Genomic DNA, 18254 nt, shown 5'->3' with positions numbered 1-18254 from the left:
GGTGTCTGACCGTCAGTTCCTGGTGGAACGGTGCCGGTTCCGGGGTGGCTGGTCGGGTGTGATGTCGGCGGCCAGGGCGGAGAGCAGGGCCAGCGACTGTTCGGTGCTGCTGCCTGGTTCCGCGTGGTAGATGACGAGGGTGAGCCCTTCGGAGCCGTTGACGGCGAATTTGTCATAGTCGAGTTCGAGGTCGCCGACGGCGGGGTGGTGCATGTGGTGGGTGCCGCCGCCCGCCAGCGGGCGGACGTCGTGCCGGGACCAGATCCGGGTGAACGCGGGGCTCTTGACGGCGAGTTCGCCGACCAGTTCCATCAGCCGCGGGTCCTCGACCTCGGGTCCCACCGTGGAGCGCAGGCCCGCGATGAGGGTCTCCACCTTCGTCTCCCAGTCCGGCATGAGCGCGTGCATGGCGGGGTCCAGGAACGTCGCTCGCAGCAGGTTCGTGCCGGGGGTGTAGACCGGCGAGAGCGCCCGGGCGATGGCGTTGGAGGCCAGGATGTCCAGGTGGGGGCCCTGCACATAGGCGGGTGTCGCCTGCCAGGAGTCGATCAGCTGCAGCAGGCTGGGACGCACCCGTTCCGGGGTACGCGGCGCGCGCCGCCTCGCGGGCGCCGGCGCGGCGAGCTGGTACAGGTGGGTGCGGGCGTCGTCGTCCAGGCGCAGGGCCCGTGCCACGGCGTCCAGGACCTGGGGGGACGGGTTCTGGTCCCGGCCCTGTTCGAGCCGGGTGTAGTACTCGGTGCTGATGCCCGCGAGCATCGCGAGCTCGTCACGGCGCAGACCGGGCACGCGGCGGCGCCCGTTGTCGCGCAGACCGACCTGCTCCGGGCGGACCTGGTCACGCCTGGCACGGAGGTAGTCCCCGATCTGGTTTCCGCTCATGGATCCACGGTAAGGGCGATTCCCCGCGACTGGGTGTCCCTGCTGGGGAGGGTCTCAGCAGGGCAATCGCTAACCGCACGCTTGCGGCGAAGACTCCTTGCAGGGTGGTTCTCAGGGCGGCGAAAGGCCGCCCGGTCCACCAGGAAGAGGAGATTCCCATGACTGTGCGTACCTGGTTCATCACTGGTGTCAACAGCGGCTTCGGCCGCGAGATGACCGAGCAGCTGCTGCGGCGCGGCGACCGCGTCGCGGGCACCGTGCGCAAGCCGGACGCCGTCGCGGACCTGAAGGAGAAGTACGGCGACCAGTTCTGGGTCGCCCATCTGGACCTGACCGACGTCGCGGAGATCAAGGCCGTCGTCGGCCGGGCGTTCGCCGAGCTCGGCAGCATCGACGTGGTGGTCAACAACGCCGGCTACGGCCTGTTCGGCGCCGCCGAGGAGCTCACCGACGCGCAGATCGACCACATCATCGCGACCAATCTGACCGGCTCCATCCAGGTCACCCGCGCGGCGCTGCCGCACCTGCGCGCCCAGCAGGGGGCCCGGATCATCCAGATCTCCACCTTCGGCGGCCAGGCCGCGTTCCCGGGCGCCTCGATGTACCACGCCACCAAGTGGGCCATCGAGGGCTTCACCGAGGCCGTCGCACGCGAGGTCGCCGGCTTCGGCATCGGGGTGACGATCATCGAGCCCGGCGGGGCCCGCACCCGGTTCCGCTACGGCTCCGCCCAGCTGGGCCCGGCCCTCGACGCCTACGCCGACACCCCGGTCGCCGCAGTCCGCGGCATGATCGAGAACGGTCGGGCGCTGCCGCCCGGCGACCCGGCCAAGATGGCCGCGGTCATCATCGCCAGCGCCGAGCAGAGCCCGGCACCGCTGCGGATCGCGCTGGGCACGGACTCCTTCGGCATCATCCGCACGTCACTCGCCGACCGCCTGGCCGCCCTGGAGGCGCAGCAGGACCTCGCGACCTCGACCGACTTCCCGGCCGACGCGTAGCCGGTCGGCTGTTGTGTCGGCTGCGGGCGGTCGCCGTGCGGCGGCGCCCGCAGCCGTGCTCCCTGCCAGGGGCGGGTCTAGCTCTGCGTGTAGGTGTAGTGCGGGGAATCGTACTGGGGCCCGTTCTTCTCGTAGGTGAACCAGTAGGTGATGACGTTGCCGGCGCTGAGACCGCTCACGGTCTGGGTCCAGGTGCCGGCGTTGTTGGTCATCCGGAAGTTCTGCTGGTTGGCGTTGTTGACCAGGTAGTGGACGTCCACGTAGGCGGCCGGGGTGGTCGGCTTGAAGGTGATCTGGGCCTGGGTGGCGTTGAGTTGGACAGCGGCGGCGGTGCCGTCAGCCGTGGTCCCGCCCGAACCGCCGGTCGTGCTCCCACCCGTGGTGGTCCCGCCGGTCGTGGTCCCGCCGGTGGTCCCACCCGTGGTCGTGCCACCGGTCGTGCCACCGGTCGTGGTTCCGCCCGTGGTGGTCGTCCCGCCCGTGGTGGAACCGCTGCCCGCCGCCTTCTGGTACACGGCGAACCAGTCCACGCTCATGCCCGCCCCGGAGGTGATCCCGGCTCCGGTGGTGGTGCAGGCACAGACCTTGTTGGGGTAGGAGCCGGCGATGGCCAGGTCGAAGATGGCGAAGAAGCCGTGGTCCACGGCTGCCTGCCAGGTGCCGACCGATACCTGGTTCTCGTTGACGGTGTAGGTGAGGGTGTTGTCCAGGTAGAACCGCAACTGCTCAGCAGCCGTGTTGGTGCGGTCGATGATCACCGAGTACGTGTGGTACGCGGTCTGGCAGCCCGGGCACGACTGCAACCCGCTGCTGATCCCGTCCGGGTCGTGGCACTCGCCCGCCCAGACACCGCAGTGGAAGGTGGTCGAGTGCTGGCTCAGCGCGTTGACGTCCTCCATGATGTCGATCTCGCCGATGCTCGGCCAGTTGGTCGCGCCGACCGGACGGGCAGCCGCGCCCATGGCCCAGAACGCCGGCCAGTAGCCAAGACCGCTCGCCGGGTTCGGCTGCTGGAGGGAGGCGCTCAACTCCAGTTCACCACCGGCCGGGGCCTGGAAGTCGGTGCGCTGGGTCTCGATGCGACCCGAGGTCCAGTGCCCCGCAGCGTCCCTGATCGGCTTGATCACCAGGTGGCCCGAGCCGTCCTGGTAGACGTTGGCGGTGGAGTTGGTCGCCGTCTCGACCTCTCCGGTGCCCCAGTTGGCGGCCGAACCTGGGTAGCTGTAGGAAGTCCCGGTGTCGTAGAGCCAGTTGGACGTGTTCAGGCCCGTGCCGGACGCCCCGTTGAAGTCGTCGCTGAAGACCGTGGTCCAGCCGGAGGGTGGCGCGGGTACCGCCGCTGCCGCCGGGTTCGCCCCGGTGACCAGCACCAGCAGCCCGGCCACCAGCGAGAGCACCGCGGAGGCGGCGATCGCGGCTCGCCTGCGGTGCTGGCGAACCGGCCAGGATCTGATCGATCTGAGAGTGTTCATGGGTGTGGGAGCCTCTCTGGGTGGAGTGAGGGGGGACCGCAGTTTTGACTCGCCGACGGATACCGCTTCGTGGAGGTGCGCGTTGAAGGGTGGTTCTGCGCATGGTGACGAGTCCTCTCAGTAACTTCACTTACTGAAGGAAGGCAGCAGGGCACGGCCGGCCGCAAGCACATGCCCTGGACGGAGAGGGGCCGTTCGTCCTTCCGCTACCTTTGAATAGTTCTTTGGGAGCGCTTTCAATCGAAGGACTCAGGGGCCGCCTGTCTCTAGGAGTGTCAGCGCAGCCTCGCCCATGCGTCAATAACCCTTACCAGCTTCACTTCTTGAACGCATTGGCGGCAACTCCCCCGGACCAAGGACCCCGCACCGGCTGCCGGCCGCCGGGCCTGACGGTCAGTTCGGGAGGGCGGTCACTTCGCGTACGGCCTTGGCAACCGCCGGGGCGTCCTTCTTGAGGATCGCGTCGTGGTTGCTGGCGACCTTGGCGCTGATCCTGATGTGGGGGTTGCGGAGCACCACGCCGTCCAGGCTGGCGCGGATCTGTTCCTGCTCGTCGCCCTTGCTGCCCAGCGAGTTGCCCGAGGCGACGACGTACCGGGTCGGGACGGTGATGGCGTCCAGCACGGGGGCCAGGTTGGCGGCGCGGGCGAGTCTGCCGAGTTCGATGTTGCTGTCGGCCATCTGTTCGGCGTTCAGCCGCGGGGTCAGGCCGGTGGGGCGCAGCAGCGGCATGAGCAGGCCCAGTCGTCGGAAGGTCTTGCGGATCCTCAGTTCCATGGCGTCGTCGAGCCAGTCGTGCGGTTGTGCGCCTTCGACCAGGACCGTGCCCAGGGTGCGGTCGGGGTTGCGGGCGGCCCAGTGGGCCGCGACGAACGCCCCGTAGGACCAGCCGGCCACCAGCACCCGGTCCACGCCCCGGGCCGCGAGGACGGCGTCGACGTCGCGGACGGCAGCCTCGAAGGAGTAGTCCGCGGAGCGCTTGGACTTCCGGCCGCGGGCCCGTTCGTCGTAGGTGATGTGCCGGTAGTCCGTTCCGAGTTCGGCGATGACGCGTCGCCAGTAGCCCTGGGTGGCGAACTGGCCGTTGAGGTAGACCACGGGGATGCCGGGGCCGCCGGTGTCGGTGACGGCCAGGGCGGTGTCCTCGACCGGCACCATGCCGGTCCAGGCCGTGGCGGTCGAGGACGTGCTGTTCTTCGTCATGTGTTCCTCCTGGTCAGATGGGACGGGTTGCGGTCAGGTCGAGTTGGAACTCGTGCGTGCGTCGGTACGAGCGGAAGCCCAGTGCGAGATTGACCGCGAGCATGTGGCTGTTGTCCTCGGCGTTGTCGGTCTCGATCTCGACGACCTGGGGGTGCTCGGCCCGCAGCCGACGCACCATCGCCGCCTTGATCCACAGTCCGAGACCTCGGCCCCGGTGCGCGGGCACGACCGCGGTGTCGTACTGCTGGGCCCGTGGCGGCGTGCCCTGGGGGAGCAGGATCTCGGTGTAGCCGGCCATGGTGCCGTCGTCGTGGACGGCGGCGACGGTCAGCAGGGTGTCGCCACGATGGGCGATCACCTGGGCCATGGTCCGGACCCGCTCGGCGTCCCAGTCCACGCTGCCGTAGTCCAGGTCTCCGACGGGCATGTCGTTCATCGCGTTCTTGGCCGTCGCGAAGGCGTCCGCGAGTTCGTTTGGCACCGTGCCGGTCCAGCCGGTCAGCCGGTAGCCGAGGTGCTCGGCGTCGTTGGTCTCGGCGTCGTTGGTCTCGGCGATGGTGGCCCCGTCCGTCCGGTCGAGGCGCAGGATCAGGTGGTCCAGCGTCAGGGCCCGCCGGAAGCCCCACCGCTCGCAGAAGGCCTCGCCCGGGCTGTCGCCCGGGACTTCGACCACCAGGCTGCGCCGCTTCTCGGTGCGGCAGGCCGCCACCACGGTCGACAGCAGGCGTGAGCCGGTCCCCCGGCGCCGGTGTTCGGGTTCGACGTGGAGTTCCAGTTCGGCCAGATGATCCCTCCCCGGCGAGGTGAACAGCCGCAGGCCGGCGACTCCCACCGGGCTGCCGCCCGGATCGGTGGCCATCCAGGTCAGCCGATGACTGTCCAGGGTGGGCTTGGTGAGCTGGGCATGGATCTTCCCCGGCCCGGGAAGCGGCACTCCGGGCAGGTCGTGGGTCATCGAGGCGGCCAGGACCTGATGCCACGCGGCGGCGTGGGTGACCGAAATGCGATGGAGCGGCGTGAGGTGAACCTGTTCACTCAAGGCGGTACTCCCGAAGTCGAGCGGGGTGACGACGTGTCCGAACCTAGGAGGGCGCGATGATCCGGCGCATCGGTCGGCATGACGTAACGCGATGCTCGGGCGCGCGGGAGCGTTGGGTAGGTTGGCTCCATGCTGTACGGGCGGGCGGCCGAGCAGGACCGGATACACCAGCTGCTTTCGCGTGCCCGGGAGGGCGTGAGCAGTGCGCTGGTGATCCACGGTGAGGCCGGAATCGGCAAGACGGCGCTGCTGGGGTACGCCGCCGACGCCGCGTCACCGGGGCGCGTGCTGCGGACCGTGGGCATCGAGACGGAGATGGAGCTGGCTTTCGGGGGTCTGCATGCGCTACTGACCCCTGTCGCCGACCGCGTGGACCGGTTGCCCGAGCCACAGGCCGCCGCCCTGAAAGCCGCGTTCGGGCTGTCCGGCGCGGTGGTGCGGGACCGGCTCGCCCTGGGGGTGGCGGTGCTCAGCAGCTTGTCGCAGGCCGCGGACGGCGGCTCGCTGCTGTGTCTGATCGACGACGCGCAGTGGCTGGACCAGGCGTCGCTGGACGCCCTGACGTTCGCCGCCCGCCGGCTCCGCGGTGAGGGCGTGGTGATGCTGTTCGCCCTCCGCGACAGCGTTCCGGGCGGACAGATCACCGGTCTGCCGCGCCTGCGACTGCAGGGCCTCGACTCCGCGTCCGCCGACGCTCTCCTCACCGGCCACGTCGCCGACCTGTCACCGAACGCGCGGGACCAGATCGTCGAGCAGGCGCAGGGCAATCCGCTGGCGCTGCTGGAACTTCCCGCGGCGCTCACGGTCGAGCAGCGAGCCGGCCGGGTGAACCCGGTCACCCTCCCCGCCGGGCCGGCGTCGCCCACAAGCCGCATCCAGGAGACCTTCCAGGAGCAGCTCCGGCGCCTCCCCGACGCCACCCGATCGATGCTGCTGGTGGCCGCCGCTGACGACTCCGGTGACCTCGACCTGGTTCTGCGGGCGTCGACCCGGTTCGGCGCCACTCTGGAGGACCTGGAACCGGCGGAGCGCGCCAGGCTCGTCCTGCTGGCCGACAACACCCTGTCCTTCCGCCACCCCCTCATCAGATCGGTCACCTACCAGGACACGCCCCTGGCCCGTCGTCTCGCGGCCCATCGGGCGTTGGCCGACGCCTGGGGCGACACGATGGCCGGCGAGCAGCAGGCCGACCGCCGGGCCTGGCACCTGGCCGCCGCCACGACCGGAACCGACGAGGACGTCGCCGACGCCATGGTGGGCGTCGCGCAGCGGGCCGGAGGCCGACAGGGGACCGCCTCCGCCTCGGCCGCGTACGAACGCGCCGCGCAGCTCACCACGGTCCCGGCCAGACGCGCCAAACTGCTTGCCTCCGCGGCCTTCACCTCGGCCGAGGCCGGGCAGTTCCACCGCACAGCGGCCCTCACCGACCGGATCAACGCGCTCGCCCTGGATCCGGCGATGCTCGCCGACTTCGCCCGGGTCCGCGCCATCGTGGAGCTGGACCGCGGGACGCCGCACCAGGCCACTCGTATTCTGCTCGCATGCGCGGACCGGCTCGGCTCCTCCGCCGACCTGGCTCCGGTGCTGGCCGAGGCGGTGGCGACGGCGCAGTCGTCGGGCGACCGCTCGCTGATGACCGAGGTCGCGGCTCGGATCCCCGCCTCGTCGGAGCACTCGATCGCGAGGGCGATGGCGGACCCCGGCGGCAGCGACACCGGGTACCCGACCGGGCTGACACCGGCCCAGGACGCAGGGTTCGCCGAGCGGATCCTGGCCGGGACCTACCACCGGCTGATCGCGGACCACCACACCGCTCTCCAGGTCGCCGCCGCTTGCGTACGCGACTGCCGGGACCATGACGTGGTCGGCTGGCTCCCCACCTCGCTGCACCTCCTCGCCGAGGCCCAGATGTACCTGGGGCTGCACGAAGAGGCCGGCAGCACCGCCGCGGAGGGGCTCGCCCTCGCCGAGCGGTTCGGCCGCAACCACCGGGCGACGTACCTGCGCGGAACCCTGGCCGCACACGCCGCCCTCCGCGGGGAGCGGGACCGGTGCACCGGCCTGAGCGGCGTGGCCCTGCGCCATGCCGACGCCCATGGGATCGAGCAGGCCGGCGCGCACGCGCACCGGGCTCTCGGCCTGCTCGACCTCGGCCTCGGCCAGGCGGAGAGCGCTCTTGAACACCTGGAGGCCGCGAGAGCCCGAGTGGAGCACCCCGTACTGTCGGCCTTCCTCCTGCCCGATCTCGTGGAGGCCGCGATCCGCGCGGGTCAGCCGGACCGGGCGTCGGGGCCGGTGCTGGCGCTGACGGCATGGGCGCAGGCCACGGGCCGCCCCGCCGCCGTCGCACTCGCCCGGCGCTGCCAGGCCATGACCGCCCCGGACGACGCCACCGAGCAGCACTTCACCACCGCGCTGCGCCTGCACGGCAGGAGCTCGGCCCAACCCTTCGAACGGGCTCGCACCGAGCTGCTGTACGGGGAATGGCTGCGTCGTGAAAGGCGTCGAACCGACGCCCGCCACCAGCTTCACGGCGCACTGGAAACCTTCGAGGAGCTCGGCGCCCTGCCGTGGGCGGCCAGGGCCCGCACCGAACTCCAGGCCTGCGGTGGGGCTGCCGACCTCGACAGCCCCACCAACACCCGGTTCGGTCGGCTCAGTCCGCAGGAGCGGGAGGTCGTACGGCTGGCGGCCACCGGCGCCACCAACCGTGAGATCGCCGCCCAGCTCTTCCTGAGCCCCAGGACCGTCGGTCACCACCTCTACCGCGCCTTCCCCAAACTCGGCATCAGCTCCCGCACCGAACTCCCCCAGGTCCTCCTTCGCGACGACGCTCCGGCGGATCTCTAGGCGTGTCCGCCTCTCCTCGATCCGGGGAAATCGTGGTTTGATACTCGCCGGTAGCCTCCGCCGCCGGCCGGAGCAGGACGCGCGGTCCGGCGGGCAACGCCGACGCACAGGTGGTACCCCTACCGGACCGGGAGCACTGCATGGCCGAGACCGCCCGCCCCACCGTCGCCGTGTTCGGCGCCGGCAGCATCGGCTGCCATCTGGGCGGTGCGCTCGCCGACGTCGCCGACGTCACCCTGATCGGACGGGCCCCCGCGATGGACGTCCTGCGTGAGCACGGCCTGACGATCAGCGCGGCGGGCCGCGCTCCCCGCCGCATCGGACCGGACCGACTGCGCCTCGCGACCGGCCCGGACGCGGCGGCGGACGCGGACTTCGTCCTCATCACGGTGAAGACGGCCGCAACCGCCGAGGCGGGCCGGCAACTGGCGCCGCACCTGCGCTCCGACGCGGTGGTGGTGAGCTTCCAGAACGGTCTGCACAACCCGGACACCCTGCGCGCGGAGCTGCCCGGCCGCACGGTCCTGGCGGGCATGGTCCCGTACAACGTCGTGCAGACCGGACCGGGAACCGTCCACCAGGGCATGCCCGGCACGCTGATGGTCGAACAGGCCGCCGCCGTCGAGGAGTTGACCCGTCTGTGCACGGCGGCGGGGCTGCCGGTCGAGGCTCGCGCCGACATCCGCGAGGTCCAGTACGGCAAGCTCCTGATGAACCTCAACAACGCGGTGAACGCCCTGTCCGGGCTGCCGCTGCGGGAGCAACTGGGCCTGCGCGCCTACCGGCTGTGCCTGGCCCTGTGCCAACGCGAGGCACTGGCCGCGTACCGGGCCGCCGGAGTGCGGCCGACCCGGCTCGGTCCGGTGCCGGCCGCGCTCACGCCGTACGTCCTGCGCCTGCCCGATGCCCTCTTCCGACGCCTGGCCGCCTCGACGCTGGACATCAACGCGCACGCCCGCTCCTCGATGTGGGAGGACCTGGAGCGCGGCCGACCCACCGAGATCGACTCCCTGCAGGGCGAGATCGTCGCCCTGGCCGCCCGGCACGGCCTGCCCGCACCGGCCAACGCCTGCCTGACCGACCTGGTCCACCAGGCAGAGACCGCGCCCGACACCCTCCCCTGGACCGGGGAACGCCTGCTCCAGCAACTGCGGTCGGCGACCCGCGCCTGAGTCACGCCAGAGCTGCTCAGCCCCGCAGGTGGCGGTCGAGGAAGTCTCGGATCAGGGTCATGACCTGCAGTGAGGTCCACTGTCGCGCCTGTTGCCCGCTGAGGGCCAGCTGCCCGTGGCCGGCACCCCGCAGCAGGTAGCGGGTGCTGTCGGCCCCTGCGGCCCGGAGGGCCTGGTGCAGTTCCAGGGTCTGCGCGGGCGGGATCACCCGGTCGTCGTCGCCGTGCAGCAGCAGGAAGGCGGGAGCTCCGGAGTGGGCAAGGTCGGCCGGATTGGCTTCGGCCGCACGGTAGCGGTGGACGGCATGGTCCGGGTCGTCGAGGAAGGTGCGCATCCGCCGGTCGAAGCCGTCGGCGAGGCGGGAGACGTCCGCGGCGCCGAACTTGTCGACGACGGCGCGGATCCGGTCGTCCTTCAGGCCGACCAGTGAGGCCATATAGCCGCCGGCCGACTCGCCCCACACCGCGATCCGCTCCGGGTCGATCGCGAACTCCTCGGCGTGCCCGGTCAGATGGGTGATCGCCGCCTGCGCATCCGCCAGCCCCTGACGGTACGTCGCCCTCTGGCGCGTGGTGCGGTACTGCACGGACGCGACCGCGTAGCCCGAGGCGGCGATGAAGGCCCGCTCACGCCGTGCCATCGCCCTCGGCGCGACGGCGAAGCCGCCGCCTGGCAGGTAGACCACCAGCGGGTGGGGCCCGGGCGCGGTCGGGGTGTGCAGATCGAGCCGCAGTCCCTCGTGGTAGCGCAGCCCGCGGCGCAGCGTGACGCCCTCCGCCCTGCGGGGGACCTGCTCGCCGGCGGCCACGGTGATCCGCAGCACGCCGTCCTGGCCCTCGGGCTCGGCGGCCGGGGTGGTGGAGTACTCCACGCCGGGAAGCACACGCAGGTACCTGAGATTCACGGGAGTCTCCCTCGCCGTCGGATATCTCCGGAATAGCTATTCCACCAGGCTACATCGGAACAGCTATTCCGCAAGCGCGGTAGCATCGTCCGCATGGCGCGAGACGTGTCCGAACGCATCCTGGCCGCCGCCACGGCGGTCTTCGCCGAGCAGGGCCTCGGCGCGACCCTGGCCGACGTCGCCGAGCGCGCGGGCGTGGGGGTGGCGAGCGTGTACCGGCGCTTCGCCAACAAGGACGACCTCATCCTGGAACTGTTCGCCGGCCGCTTCCAGGACTGGGAGGCCCAGGCCCGCGAGGCCGCGCAGGCCGCGGACCCGTGGGAGGGGTTTGTGCGCTACTTCGAGCAGTCGAGCGCCGAGTTGGCCACCGACCGGGGCTTCCGCGAGCTGGTGCTCGGTGCCTACACCGCCACCGCGGGCTGGGCGCGCGGCAGCGCGCCGGAGCGGCTGAACGAGCTGTTCGCCGCGACCGAGGCGTCCCTGCGGGTCCACCACACCCGGCTGGTGCGACGTGCCCAGGCCGCGGGCCGGCTGCGCGCGGACATCGAGCCCACCGACATGCTGATGCTGACGATGTCCGTCCACGCGACCCTGTCGCTGCGGGCCGCCGCCGTACGCCCCGACCTGTACCGGCGGGTGCTGGGCGTGGTCCTGGACGGCCTCCGCCCGGCCCGCACCGGGCCCACCCCGCTGCCCGTGGGCCCGCTCACCGACGCCGACCTCGGCGCGCCTCCGGCGGGGCCGACCACGGCTGCCGACGAGCGTCCCGCACGGTCGCACGGACCGGGGCACGCGACCAGCCGCGCTGCAGAGACCGCCGTCCCGACGGAGCATGGTACGGACGGCAGGCGGCTGGACGGACCGGTCGGCGCGTGAGTCGAAGGGGCCGCGGATGAACGATCACGACGACGGCCCCCAGACACAGGCTGCCGACTCGCCCCGGCAGCGCGACGCCACGCTGATCGGCGTGGGCCGGGCGCTGGCCGAGGCGGCGTCCGTGGAGGAGGTCTTCAAGGCGGTGGGCTCCCTCGACTCGCCGGAATTCCCGCTGGACGGCATGGCCGTCTTCGATGTCACCGAAAAGTGGCTGAGCCTGCTGGGCCGGTACGGATACCGGTCCGGCCACGGCCGCACCGTCCGGATGCCGATCGCCACCGACCATCCGGCGACGGAGGTGCTGCGCACCGGCCACGCGGTCTACGTGCCAACCGTCGAGGAGTACCGCGAGCGCTTCCCGGCCACCTGGCGGCTGGCGGCCCGCAAGGGCAGCCTCTCCTGGGCGTTCCTGCCGCTGGTCAGCACGGGCCGGATCACCGGGGTCTGGCTGGTGGCCTTCGTCGACCGGGTCGACTTCGACAGCGGTATGCGCAACACCCTGCTCACCCTGGCCCAGCTGATCTCCGACGCACTCGACCGGGCCCGGACCGGCGAGGCGGAGCTGGCCCTGTCGCGCGGGCTGCGGAGCAGCATGGGACGGGGCGCGTCGGAGTACCACGGGATGACCGTGGCCTCCCGCTACGTGCCGACCGGCGGCGGACAGCTCGTCGGCGGCGACTGGTACGACGTCATCGACCTGCCGTCCAACCGGCTGGCCCTGGTCATCGGCGACGTCCAGGGCCACGATCTGCGCGCCGCGAGCCTGATGGCGCAGCTCCGTACCGCGGTACACGCCTACGCGGCCGAGGGGCACGGGCCCGACGCCGTGCTGTCGCGCACCTCGCGCTTCCTGACCTCGCTGGACGAGGACAGATTCGCCACCTGCATCTACATCGAGGCCGACCCGGCGTCCGGCACGCTGCACGTGGCGCGGGCCGGACATCCGCACCCCGTGCTCCGGATGGCCGACGGCACCTGCCTGACCAAGCACATCAAGGGCGGGCTGCCGCTGGGGCTGATGCCCGACGAGGACGACTACCCGGTCAACGTGATGGTTCTGCAGGCCGGGGAAATCATGATGCTGTGCACGGACGGCCTGATCGAGACCGGTGGCCGCGACATGCACACCGGCTGGGCCCGGGTGCGGGAGGCGATGGCCCCCGGCCCGACCGGCGACCTGGAGGGGATGGCCGACCGGCTGATCCAGAGCGTGGCCGGCCCGGTGACGGAGAATGGCGAGGAACGCCCGACCCCGCGCAACGAGGACGACATCGCGCTGCTCATGCTGCGCCGCGACACCAGCACCCAGCAGCCGGTACGGCCGGTGCGGCGGGTGCTGATCACCATCGAGCAGGACCAGGCGGAGGGCCTGGCCGAGGCACGGTCGGAACTGCGGGCGCTGCTGCACGACTGGGGGCAGTCCGACCTGGTGGACACCGCCGTGCTGCTGGCGTCCGAGCTGCTCGGCAATGTGCTGGTGCACACCGACCAGGCCGCGGTGCTCATCGCCGCGGTGTCGGGCGAACCCGGCCGGCACACGCTGCGCGTGGAGGTCTCCGACAGCGGCGACGAACTGCCCCACCAGCGCACCCCCGGCGAACTGGCGTCCTCGGGGCGCGGGCTGGTCCTGCTCGACATCCTCTCCGACCAGTGGAGCGTGCGGCCGGAGTCGGAAGGCAAGACGGTGTGGTTCGAACTGACCGAGGAGCCCGGCCCGAGCCCGGACCCCGCCGCAGACCCGGACCCGCCTCCGGGCACCGCCCGCTGACGGCGGCTCACCCGGACGCCGGCCCTCGCCCCGTCGCCCCCTCGCCCCCTCACCCCCGCTCGCCCACCGCCCGCAGCGCGGACAGCCGGGCGGCTGCCTCCGCCTCCGCGGGTGAGTCGAGTCGGCGGTAGAGGGCGACCAGGTCCTCCAAGTGGGCCTGGGCGCCGGCGCGGTCGCCGAGGGCGAGGGCACAGCGGGCGGCTCCGTCCAGGGCGTGCGCCTGGTCCAGCGCCCGGTCGGTGTCGCGGGCGAGCGCCAGCGCCTGCTGGTGCAGCGGCAGCGCCGCACCCGGGCCGGTGGTCCGCTCGGTCAGCGCCGCCAGGTCCAGCAGGGTGGTGGTCTCGCCGAGCCGGCCGCCGATCTCCCGGTAGAGGGCCAGCGCCTGCTGGTAGAGCGCGATGGCCTCGCGGCTGTCGCCCAGCGCTTCGCGGGCCTGGCCGAGGCCGCGCAGCGAGTCGGCCTCCCCGTGCCGGCTGCCCGCCTCGCGGCAGGCGTCCAGGGAGCGCTGGTGCAGCTCGGCCGCGCCCTGGTGGTCCCCCGCGGCGCGCTGGACCCGGCCCAGGCCGCGCAGGGTGTTGGCCACACCCTGGACGCTGTTGAGGTCCTGATAGATCGTCAGCGCCTCCTGGTAGAACTTGCCGGCACCGCCCCAGTCGCCCGTCTCGTCGAGGACGAAGGCCAGGTCGTGCAGGGCGGCGGCCTCGCCCCGGCGGTCGCCCATGATCCGATAGAGGTCGAGCACCTGCAAGGACAGCTCGACCGCGCCGGGGGAATCGCCCAGGGAGTGCCGGGCCCGGCCCAGGTCGCACAGCGCGCGGGCCTCGCCCAGCCGGTCGCCGAGGGCCCGGAAGGTGGCCAGGGCCCGTTCGTGCAGCCAGGCGGCTTCCCGGATCTCCCCGGTCAGCAGCCGGATCCGGCCGAGTTCGTGCAGGTCGTTGGCTTCGCCATGGCGGTCGCCGAGCTTCTGGTGGATCGTCAGGGCCTGCTCGTACAGCTCCGCGGCGGCGTGGTAGTCGCCGGTCGCGTGCCGGACCCGGCCCAGGTCGCACAGGGCGTCCGGCTCGCCGCCGCGGTCGCCTGCGGCGGCCGCCGCGGTCACCGCGGACTGGTGCAGGGCGGCGGCCTGGCCCCAGCGCCCCTCCATCAGCAGGAAGGCCGCCAGGTCGGCGGAGAGCGACACGGTGAACCAGGGCATGGACGCGGCGACGGGGTGGCCGAGCAGCGCCAGCAGGTTCTGGTACTCGCTGCGCATCCAGCCGAGTGCCCCGGCCCGGTCGGTCGGGGCGGGGAGGGTGACGGAGACCGCCGGTGCGAGGTGCCGACCCGGGCGGGTGTGGCGTGCCAGGTGCTCGTTGGCCTGCGCGGCGGCCTGCTGGTAGTACCCGGCCAGCCGGTGCAGCGGGGCGTCCGGGTCCTCGTCCGCGGCCTTCGCGCCCGCCCCGGCCTGCGGCTCCTCGACCGTCGACCGGGCGTAGAGCCCGACCAGGTCGTGGAACAGATAGCGGCCGGGGACCCGCTGGACCATCAGGTTGTGGTCGAGCAGGCTCTCCAGCAGCTGCTCCGCCGTGCGCTGGTCGGTGTCGGCCAGGGCGGCGACGGCGTAGGAGTCCACGTCGTGGCCGGGGACCCGGGCCAGCAGGCGCAGCAGGTTCTGCTCGGCGGGGGCGAGGGAGGCGAAGGAGGTGGCGAAGACGGCGGTCAGGCTCCGGTCCTCGTCGGTCAGGTGGGTCAGCCGGTGGTGCTCGTCCCGGAGCAGCTCCACCAGGCTCTCCAGCCGCAGGCCGCGCTGGTGCCGCAACCGGGCGGCGGCGATGCGGATCGCCAGGGGCAGCCGTCCGCACAGCTCGACGAGCTCGTCGGCCGCCGGATCGTCGGCGGGGACACGCCCCGGGCCCGCGGCTTCGCGAAGCAGCGCGACGGCGTCCGGGCCGGGGAGCAGGTCGACGGCGAGGCTGTGGGCGTCGTCCAGCCCGGTCAGCCGCCTGCGGCTGGTGATCAGGACCAGGCAGCCGGACGTCCCCGGCAGCAGCGGGCGGACCTGCGCGCTGCTGGCGGCGTTGTCGAGGATGATCAGGGTGCGGGTGTCGGCGAGCCTTTCCCGGTACAGGGCGGCGCGGGTGCTCAGGTCCTCGGGGATCTGCTGCGGCGGCACGCCCAGTGAGCGCAGCAGCCAGTCCAGGGCGTCGGCGGGGCTGACCGGGGCGGTGCCGGCCGTGTGGCCGTGCAGGTCGACGAAGAGCTGCCCGTCCGGGAACTGGGCCCGGGCCCGGTGCGCGGCCCGGACCGCCAGCGCGGACTTGCCCACCCCGCCCATGCCGTCGATGGCGGAGATCACCACCATGCCGCAGGCGCTACCCGCGGGCGCGGACCTGGCCAGCGACAGCAGCTGGTCGAGCTCCCGGGCCCGTCCGGTGAACAGCCGCGTGTCGTAGGGCAGCTGGCAGGGAGCGTTCGGGCGGGCCTGGACCGGTTCGGGACCGACCCGCGGCCGGGCCGGGGCCGAGACGGTACGGGCCGCCGCGAGCAGCTGTTCGCGGCGGCGCGCGGCGAGCCCGAGGGCGTCGGCGAGCCGGGCCACCGACGACAGCCGCGGCTGCCGGCGCCCCGCCTCCAGCACGCTGATCGAGTGGACCGACACCCCTGAGCGGTCGGCGAGTTCGTCCTGCGTCCAGCCGACCGAAAGTCGACAGTCGCGCAGCAGATCACCGAAGGCACTCCCCACCACTTGTTCCCCCTGGAAGTGGTCTATTACCCGAATCCTCCGGATACAGACTCTACGGGCCGTCCGTACCGAAACACCATACGAACGCCAGATCAACGCCATGGTCCGACGATCCCCCCGGAACCAGGATGGTCACTGGTCAGAGCGGTCCAGAGGCCCCTCGGACCAGGACACCGACACCCACAGGGGGATCTGATGAAACGACAGATGGCAGTCGGCGTGGTCGCGGTCGCCGCAGCCGCCATGCTCACCGGAATGACTGGCTCCGCTTATGCCGCGGGGCCGTCGGGGGCGGAGGCCTGCCCCAGCGGCAACTTCTGCCTCTACTACAACTCCCCCGGGTACGGCTGGGGCTCGTTCGAGCACTGGAGCCCCGGCAATTTCCCCGACCTCGGGCAGTACTCCTTCAGGGACTGGGGCAACGGATCCGGCTACGGGCAGAGCGTGGTCAACAACGCGGCCTCGTTCGTCAACAACACCGGGGTCACCTGGACCGTCTACAACCAGACCGGGACCCAGGTCTCGTACTACCACCCGGGCACCTCCGGAATTCTGGCCTTCCCCAACGGCGACTGGTCGATGTACGGGGGCTGAGCATCATCCGTTCGTTCACAAAAGGCACAGGAGGACCGATGAATCGGAAGACGGCAAAAATCGGGTCGGTCATGGCGGCTGCCGCGGCCATGACGGTCGCACTGATCGGTCCGGCGTACGCCGCCGGCCCGTCCGGCGCCGAGGCCTGCCCCGCAGGGAATTTCTGCCTGTACTACAACTCCCCCGGGTACGGCTGGGGCTCGTTCGAGCACTGGAGCCTGGGCAGCTACGACCTCTCCAAATACACGTTCCGGGACTGGGGAAACGGCTCCGGATACGGGCAGGTCGCGGCCAACAATGCCGCCTCGGCCGTCAACAACACCGGTGACGAATGGGGAATCTGCGCCGCCGCCGGATGCGAGGTGTTCCGGCCCGGATTCGCCGGGGCACTGCCTTCCGACATCGCCAACAAGGACCTGTCGATGGCCTACATGGGCTGATCAGGCCCCATCCGTTCCCATTCCCGTTCCCGCTACCCCTCCCCATCCCCTGACCAGGAAGCGACACCACCTTGACCATCGGACGAAAGCTGCGTTCCGCAGTGGCCGCGACCGCGCTCCTCTCCGGCACCCTCGTGGCCGGCGTGAGCGCCGCCGGCCCCGCCTCGGCCGCCTCCGGATGCCCGTCCGGCTACTACGCCAGCCAGGGCTACAACCTCTACGACGGCTCGGGCAGCCTCGCCGCGGTCGGCAACGTGTACGACTACTCGAACCGCGTCTGCACGACGCTCACCGCCAAGGGCCGCTACTACGGGATGTCCAAGTGGATGTCCGACGGCATCACCGCCGACCCCGGCTACGGGACCGGCTCGATCTGGGACAACAACTACTACAGCTACTACGCCGGGCCGATCCAGCTGTCGGACGTCTACGGCGCGATCTGCAAGGACTTCCACTTCGGCATGAAGGACAACTACGGCAACTGGGTCTTCAACACCGACCGCACCCTCGGCTGCGACTGACCGACGGACCGTCACCCGGCCCGGCCGGGGCCGCCCCGGCGGGGGCGGTCAGCCGGCCGGGTGACGGCGGTCAGGATGCGGGCCAGGAACAGGCGTTCCAGGCGGCCCGGCGGCAGTTGCTCGGGTTCGACGTAGCTCTGCGCCAGACCGCCCTCGCGGATGGCGACGAGCAGCCGGGCCAGTTCCTCCGCACCGACGGTCAGGGTGAGTCCGGCCCGGCCGAGGTGCCCGGTGATGCCGCGCGCGAGCGCCTCGCGGAGCCGGGCGTCGTGGTCGGCCAGGATCCGGGCGGTCTCCGGGTTCCGGATCGCGTGCAGGGTGAACTCGGTGGTGACCAAATACCAGTCGCGCTCGTCCGGCTCGATCTCGCAGACCCGCTCGGCGAGCCGGTCCAGGGTGAGGTCCTCGGTGGGGATCGAGTCCATCGCGGCGTCCAGCCGGCGCACGGTCTGCTCGCTGTGCTGGTCGAACAGGGCGAGGAACAGCTCGTCCTTGCTGGTGAAGTTGGAGTAGAAGGCGCCGCGGGTGTAGCCGGCCCGGGCGCAGACCTGTTCGATCGTGGTGGCCTGGAAGCCGTGCTCGGCGAAGGCCGCCAGCGCCGCCGTGAGCAGCGCGGCCCGGGTGCGCGGGCGGCGCACGGTGGTGCCCTTGGGCATCGCGCCCTCCTCCCTCGGCCGACGTGCTGCGGACACACGATACAGGGATGTATCCGATACACGGATGCATCGGTTACCTTGTCGGCACCACGGTAGAAGGCCGTCGTGCGGCGCAGGCCGTCGCGCAGGCGGGCCGCCACGAGTGAAGGCAGGG

The 18254-nt window shown here is 71.8% G+C and carries 15 protein-coding genes; 8 read left to right on the top strand and 7 right to left on the bottom strand.

What is annotated here, in order from left to right; all coding sequences use genetic code 11:
- Nucleotides 1-12: 12 nt before the first annotated feature.
- On the bottom strand, nt 13-882 hold the full coding sequence (locus tag ACEZDG_RS19885; RefSeq protein WP_380511341.1) for a helix-turn-helix transcriptional regulator: 870 nt from the start codon (nt 880-882) through the stop codon (nt 13-15).
- A 158-nt stretch (nt 883-1040) separates the two neighbouring features.
- On the opposite strand from ACEZDG_RS19885, the gene ACEZDG_RS19880 reads away from it, so the two are divergent.
- Entirely contained in the window at nt 1041-1883 is an 843-nt protein-coding gene (locus ACEZDG_RS19880; RefSeq protein WP_380511338.1) for an SDR family oxidoreductase, read from the top strand.
- A gap of 77 nt (nt 1884-1960) precedes the next feature.
- Here ACEZDG_RS19880 and ACEZDG_RS19875 read toward each other — a convergent pair whose 3' ends face one another.
- The 3 genes from ACEZDG_RS19875 to ACEZDG_RS19865 form a co-directional block, all read right to left on the bottom strand.
- Entirely contained in the window at nt 1961-3355 is a 1395-nt protein-coding gene (locus ACEZDG_RS19875; RefSeq protein WP_380511335.1) for a glycoside hydrolase family 16 protein, read from the bottom strand.
- Between the two features lie 393 nt (nt 3356-3748).
- Nucleotides 3749-4558, bottom strand: a complete 810-nt coding sequence (locus ACEZDG_RS19870) for an alpha/beta fold hydrolase (RefSeq protein WP_380511332.1) — start codon at nt 4556-4558, stop codon at nt 3749-3751.
- Nucleotides 4559-4571: 13 nt separating this feature from the next.
- A complete protein-coding gene (locus tag ACEZDG_RS19865; protein ID WP_380511329.1) occupies nt 4572-5597 on the bottom strand; it encodes a GNAT family N-acetyltransferase in 1026 nt (341 codons plus the stop codon).
- Nucleotides 5598-5726: 129 nt separating this feature from the next.
- On the opposite strand from ACEZDG_RS19865, the gene ACEZDG_RS19860 reads away from it, so the two are divergent.
- Both ACEZDG_RS19860 and ACEZDG_RS19855 read left to right on the top strand, forming a co-directional pair.
- Complete coding sequence (locus ACEZDG_RS19860; protein ID WP_380511326.1) at nt 5727-8447, top strand: helix-turn-helix transcriptional regulator; 2721 nt, start codon at nt 5727-5729, stop codon at nt 8445-8447.
- 140 nt (nt 8448-8587) lie between these two features.
- The gene (locus ACEZDG_RS19855; protein ID WP_380511323.1) at nt 8588-9619 is read left to right on the top strand and encodes a 2-dehydropantoate 2-reductase; all 1032 of its coding nucleotides are present in this window, start codon (nt 8588-8590) and stop codon (nt 9617-9619) included.
- A 16-nt stretch (nt 9620-9635) separates the two neighbouring features.
- On the opposite strand, the gene ACEZDG_RS19850 is transcribed toward ACEZDG_RS19855, so the two are convergent.
- Nucleotides 9636-10523, bottom strand: a complete 888-nt coding sequence (locus ACEZDG_RS19850) for an alpha/beta hydrolase family protein (protein WP_380511320.1) — start codon at nt 10521-10523, stop codon at nt 9636-9638.
- A gap of 93 nt (nt 10524-10616) precedes the next feature.
- On the opposite strand from ACEZDG_RS19850, the gene ACEZDG_RS19845 reads away from it, so the two are divergent.
- Nucleotides 10617-11399 (top strand): TetR/AcrR family transcriptional regulator, encoded by a 783-nt coding sequence (locus tag ACEZDG_RS19845; RefSeq protein WP_380511317.1) that lies wholly within the window; start codon nt 10617-10619, stop codon nt 11397-11399.
- A gap of 16 nt (nt 11400-11415) precedes the next feature.
- The gene (locus tag ACEZDG_RS19840; RefSeq protein WP_380511314.1) at nt 11416-13167 is read left to right on the top strand and encodes an ATP-binding SpoIIE family protein phosphatase; all 1752 of its coding nucleotides are present in this window, start codon (nt 11416-11418) and stop codon (nt 13165-13167) included.
- Between the two features lie 49 nt (nt 13168-13216).
- On the opposite strand, the gene ACEZDG_RS19835 is transcribed toward ACEZDG_RS19840, so the two are convergent.
- Nucleotides 13217-15889: an ATP-binding protein gene (locus ACEZDG_RS19835; RefSeq protein ID WP_380511311.1), complete on the bottom strand. Its 2673-nt coding sequence runs from the start codon at nt 15887-15889 to the stop codon at nt 13217-13219.
- A gap of 195 nt (nt 15890-16084) precedes the next feature.
- Between ACEZDG_RS19835 and ACEZDG_RS19830 the strand changes: the two genes are divergently transcribed.
- The 3 genes from ACEZDG_RS19830 (at nt 16085) to ACEZDG_RS19820 (ending at nt 17444) form a co-directional block, all read left to right on the top strand.
- A complete protein-coding gene (locus ACEZDG_RS19830) occupies nt 16085-16483 on the top strand; it encodes a peptidase inhibitor family I36 protein (RefSeq protein WP_380511308.1) in 399 nt (132 codons plus the stop codon).
- A 38-nt stretch (nt 16484-16521) separates the two neighbouring features.
- Nucleotides 16522-16923 (top strand): peptidase inhibitor family I36 protein, encoded by a 402-nt coding sequence (locus tag ACEZDG_RS19825; protein ID WP_380511305.1) that lies wholly within the window; start codon nt 16522-16524, stop codon nt 16921-16923.
- Nucleotides 16924-16994: 71 nt separating this feature from the next.
- Nucleotides 16995-17444 carry a hypothetical protein gene (locus ACEZDG_RS19820; RefSeq protein WP_380511302.1) on the top strand — a complete coding sequence of 150 codons (450 nt, stop codon included), beginning with the start codon at nt 16995-16997 and terminating at the stop codon, nt 17442-17444.
- An 11-nt stretch (nt 17445-17455) separates the two neighbouring features.
- On the opposite strand, the gene ACEZDG_RS19815 is transcribed toward ACEZDG_RS19820, so the two are convergent.
- On the bottom strand, nt 17456-18100 hold the full coding sequence (locus ACEZDG_RS19815) for a TetR/AcrR family transcriptional regulator (RefSeq protein ID WP_380511299.1): 645 nt from the start codon (nt 18098-18100) through the stop codon (nt 17456-17458).
- Nucleotides 18101-18254 lie beyond the last annotated feature (154 nt).

The organism is Streptacidiphilus alkalitolerans, from assembly GCF_042511045.1.
Lineage (GTDB): Bacteria > Actinomycetota > Actinomycetes > Streptomycetales > Streptomycetaceae > Streptacidiphilus > Streptacidiphilus alkalitolerans.
The sequence above is the reverse complement of the archived record's forward strand: the minus strand, read 5'-3'. Positions and strand labels throughout refer to the sequence as shown.

Excerpts from the sequence above, each read along its gene's own strand:
- ACEZDG_RS19885 (WP_380511341.1), bottom strand. The coding sequence starts at position 882 with ATGAGCGGAAACCAGATCGGGGACTACCTCCGTGCCAGGCGTGACCAG.
- ACEZDG_RS19880 (WP_380511338.1), top strand. The coding sequence starts at position 1,041 with ATGACTGTGCGTACCTGGTTCATCACTGGTGTCAACAGCGGCTTCGGC.
- ACEZDG_RS19875 (WP_380511335.1), bottom strand. The coding sequence starts at position 3,355 with ATGAACACTCTCAGATCGATCAGATCCTGGCCGGTTCGCCAGCACCGC.
- ACEZDG_RS19870 (WP_380511332.1), bottom strand. The coding sequence starts at position 4,558 with ATGACGAAGAACAGCACGTCCTCGACCGCCACGGCCTGGACCGGCATG.
- ACEZDG_RS19860 (WP_380511326.1), top strand. The coding sequence starts at position 5,727 with ATGCTGTACGGGCGGGCGGCCGAGCAGGACCGGATACACCAGCTGCTT.
- ACEZDG_RS19855 (WP_380511323.1), top strand. The coding sequence starts at position 8,588 with ATGGCCGAGACCGCCCGCCCCACCGTCGCCGTGTTCGGCGCCGGCAGC.
- ACEZDG_RS19845 (WP_380511317.1), top strand. The coding sequence starts at position 10,617 with ATGGCGCGAGACGTGTCCGAACGCATCCTGGCCGCCGCCACGGCGGTC.
- ACEZDG_RS19840 (WP_380511314.1), top strand. The coding sequence starts at position 11,416 with ATGAACGATCACGACGACGGCCCCCAGACACAGGCTGCCGACTCGCCC.
- ACEZDG_RS19830 (WP_380511308.1), top strand. The coding sequence starts at position 16,085 with ATGAAACGACAGATGGCAGTCGGCGTGGTCGCGGTCGCCGCAGCCGCC.
- ACEZDG_RS19825 (WP_380511305.1), top strand. The coding sequence starts at position 16,522 with ATGAATCGGAAGACGGCAAAAATCGGGTCGGTCATGGCGGCTGCCGCG.
- ACEZDG_RS19815 (WP_380511299.1), bottom strand. The coding sequence starts at position 18,100 with ATGCCCAAGGGCACCACCGTGCGCCGCCCGCGCACCCGGGCCGCGCTG.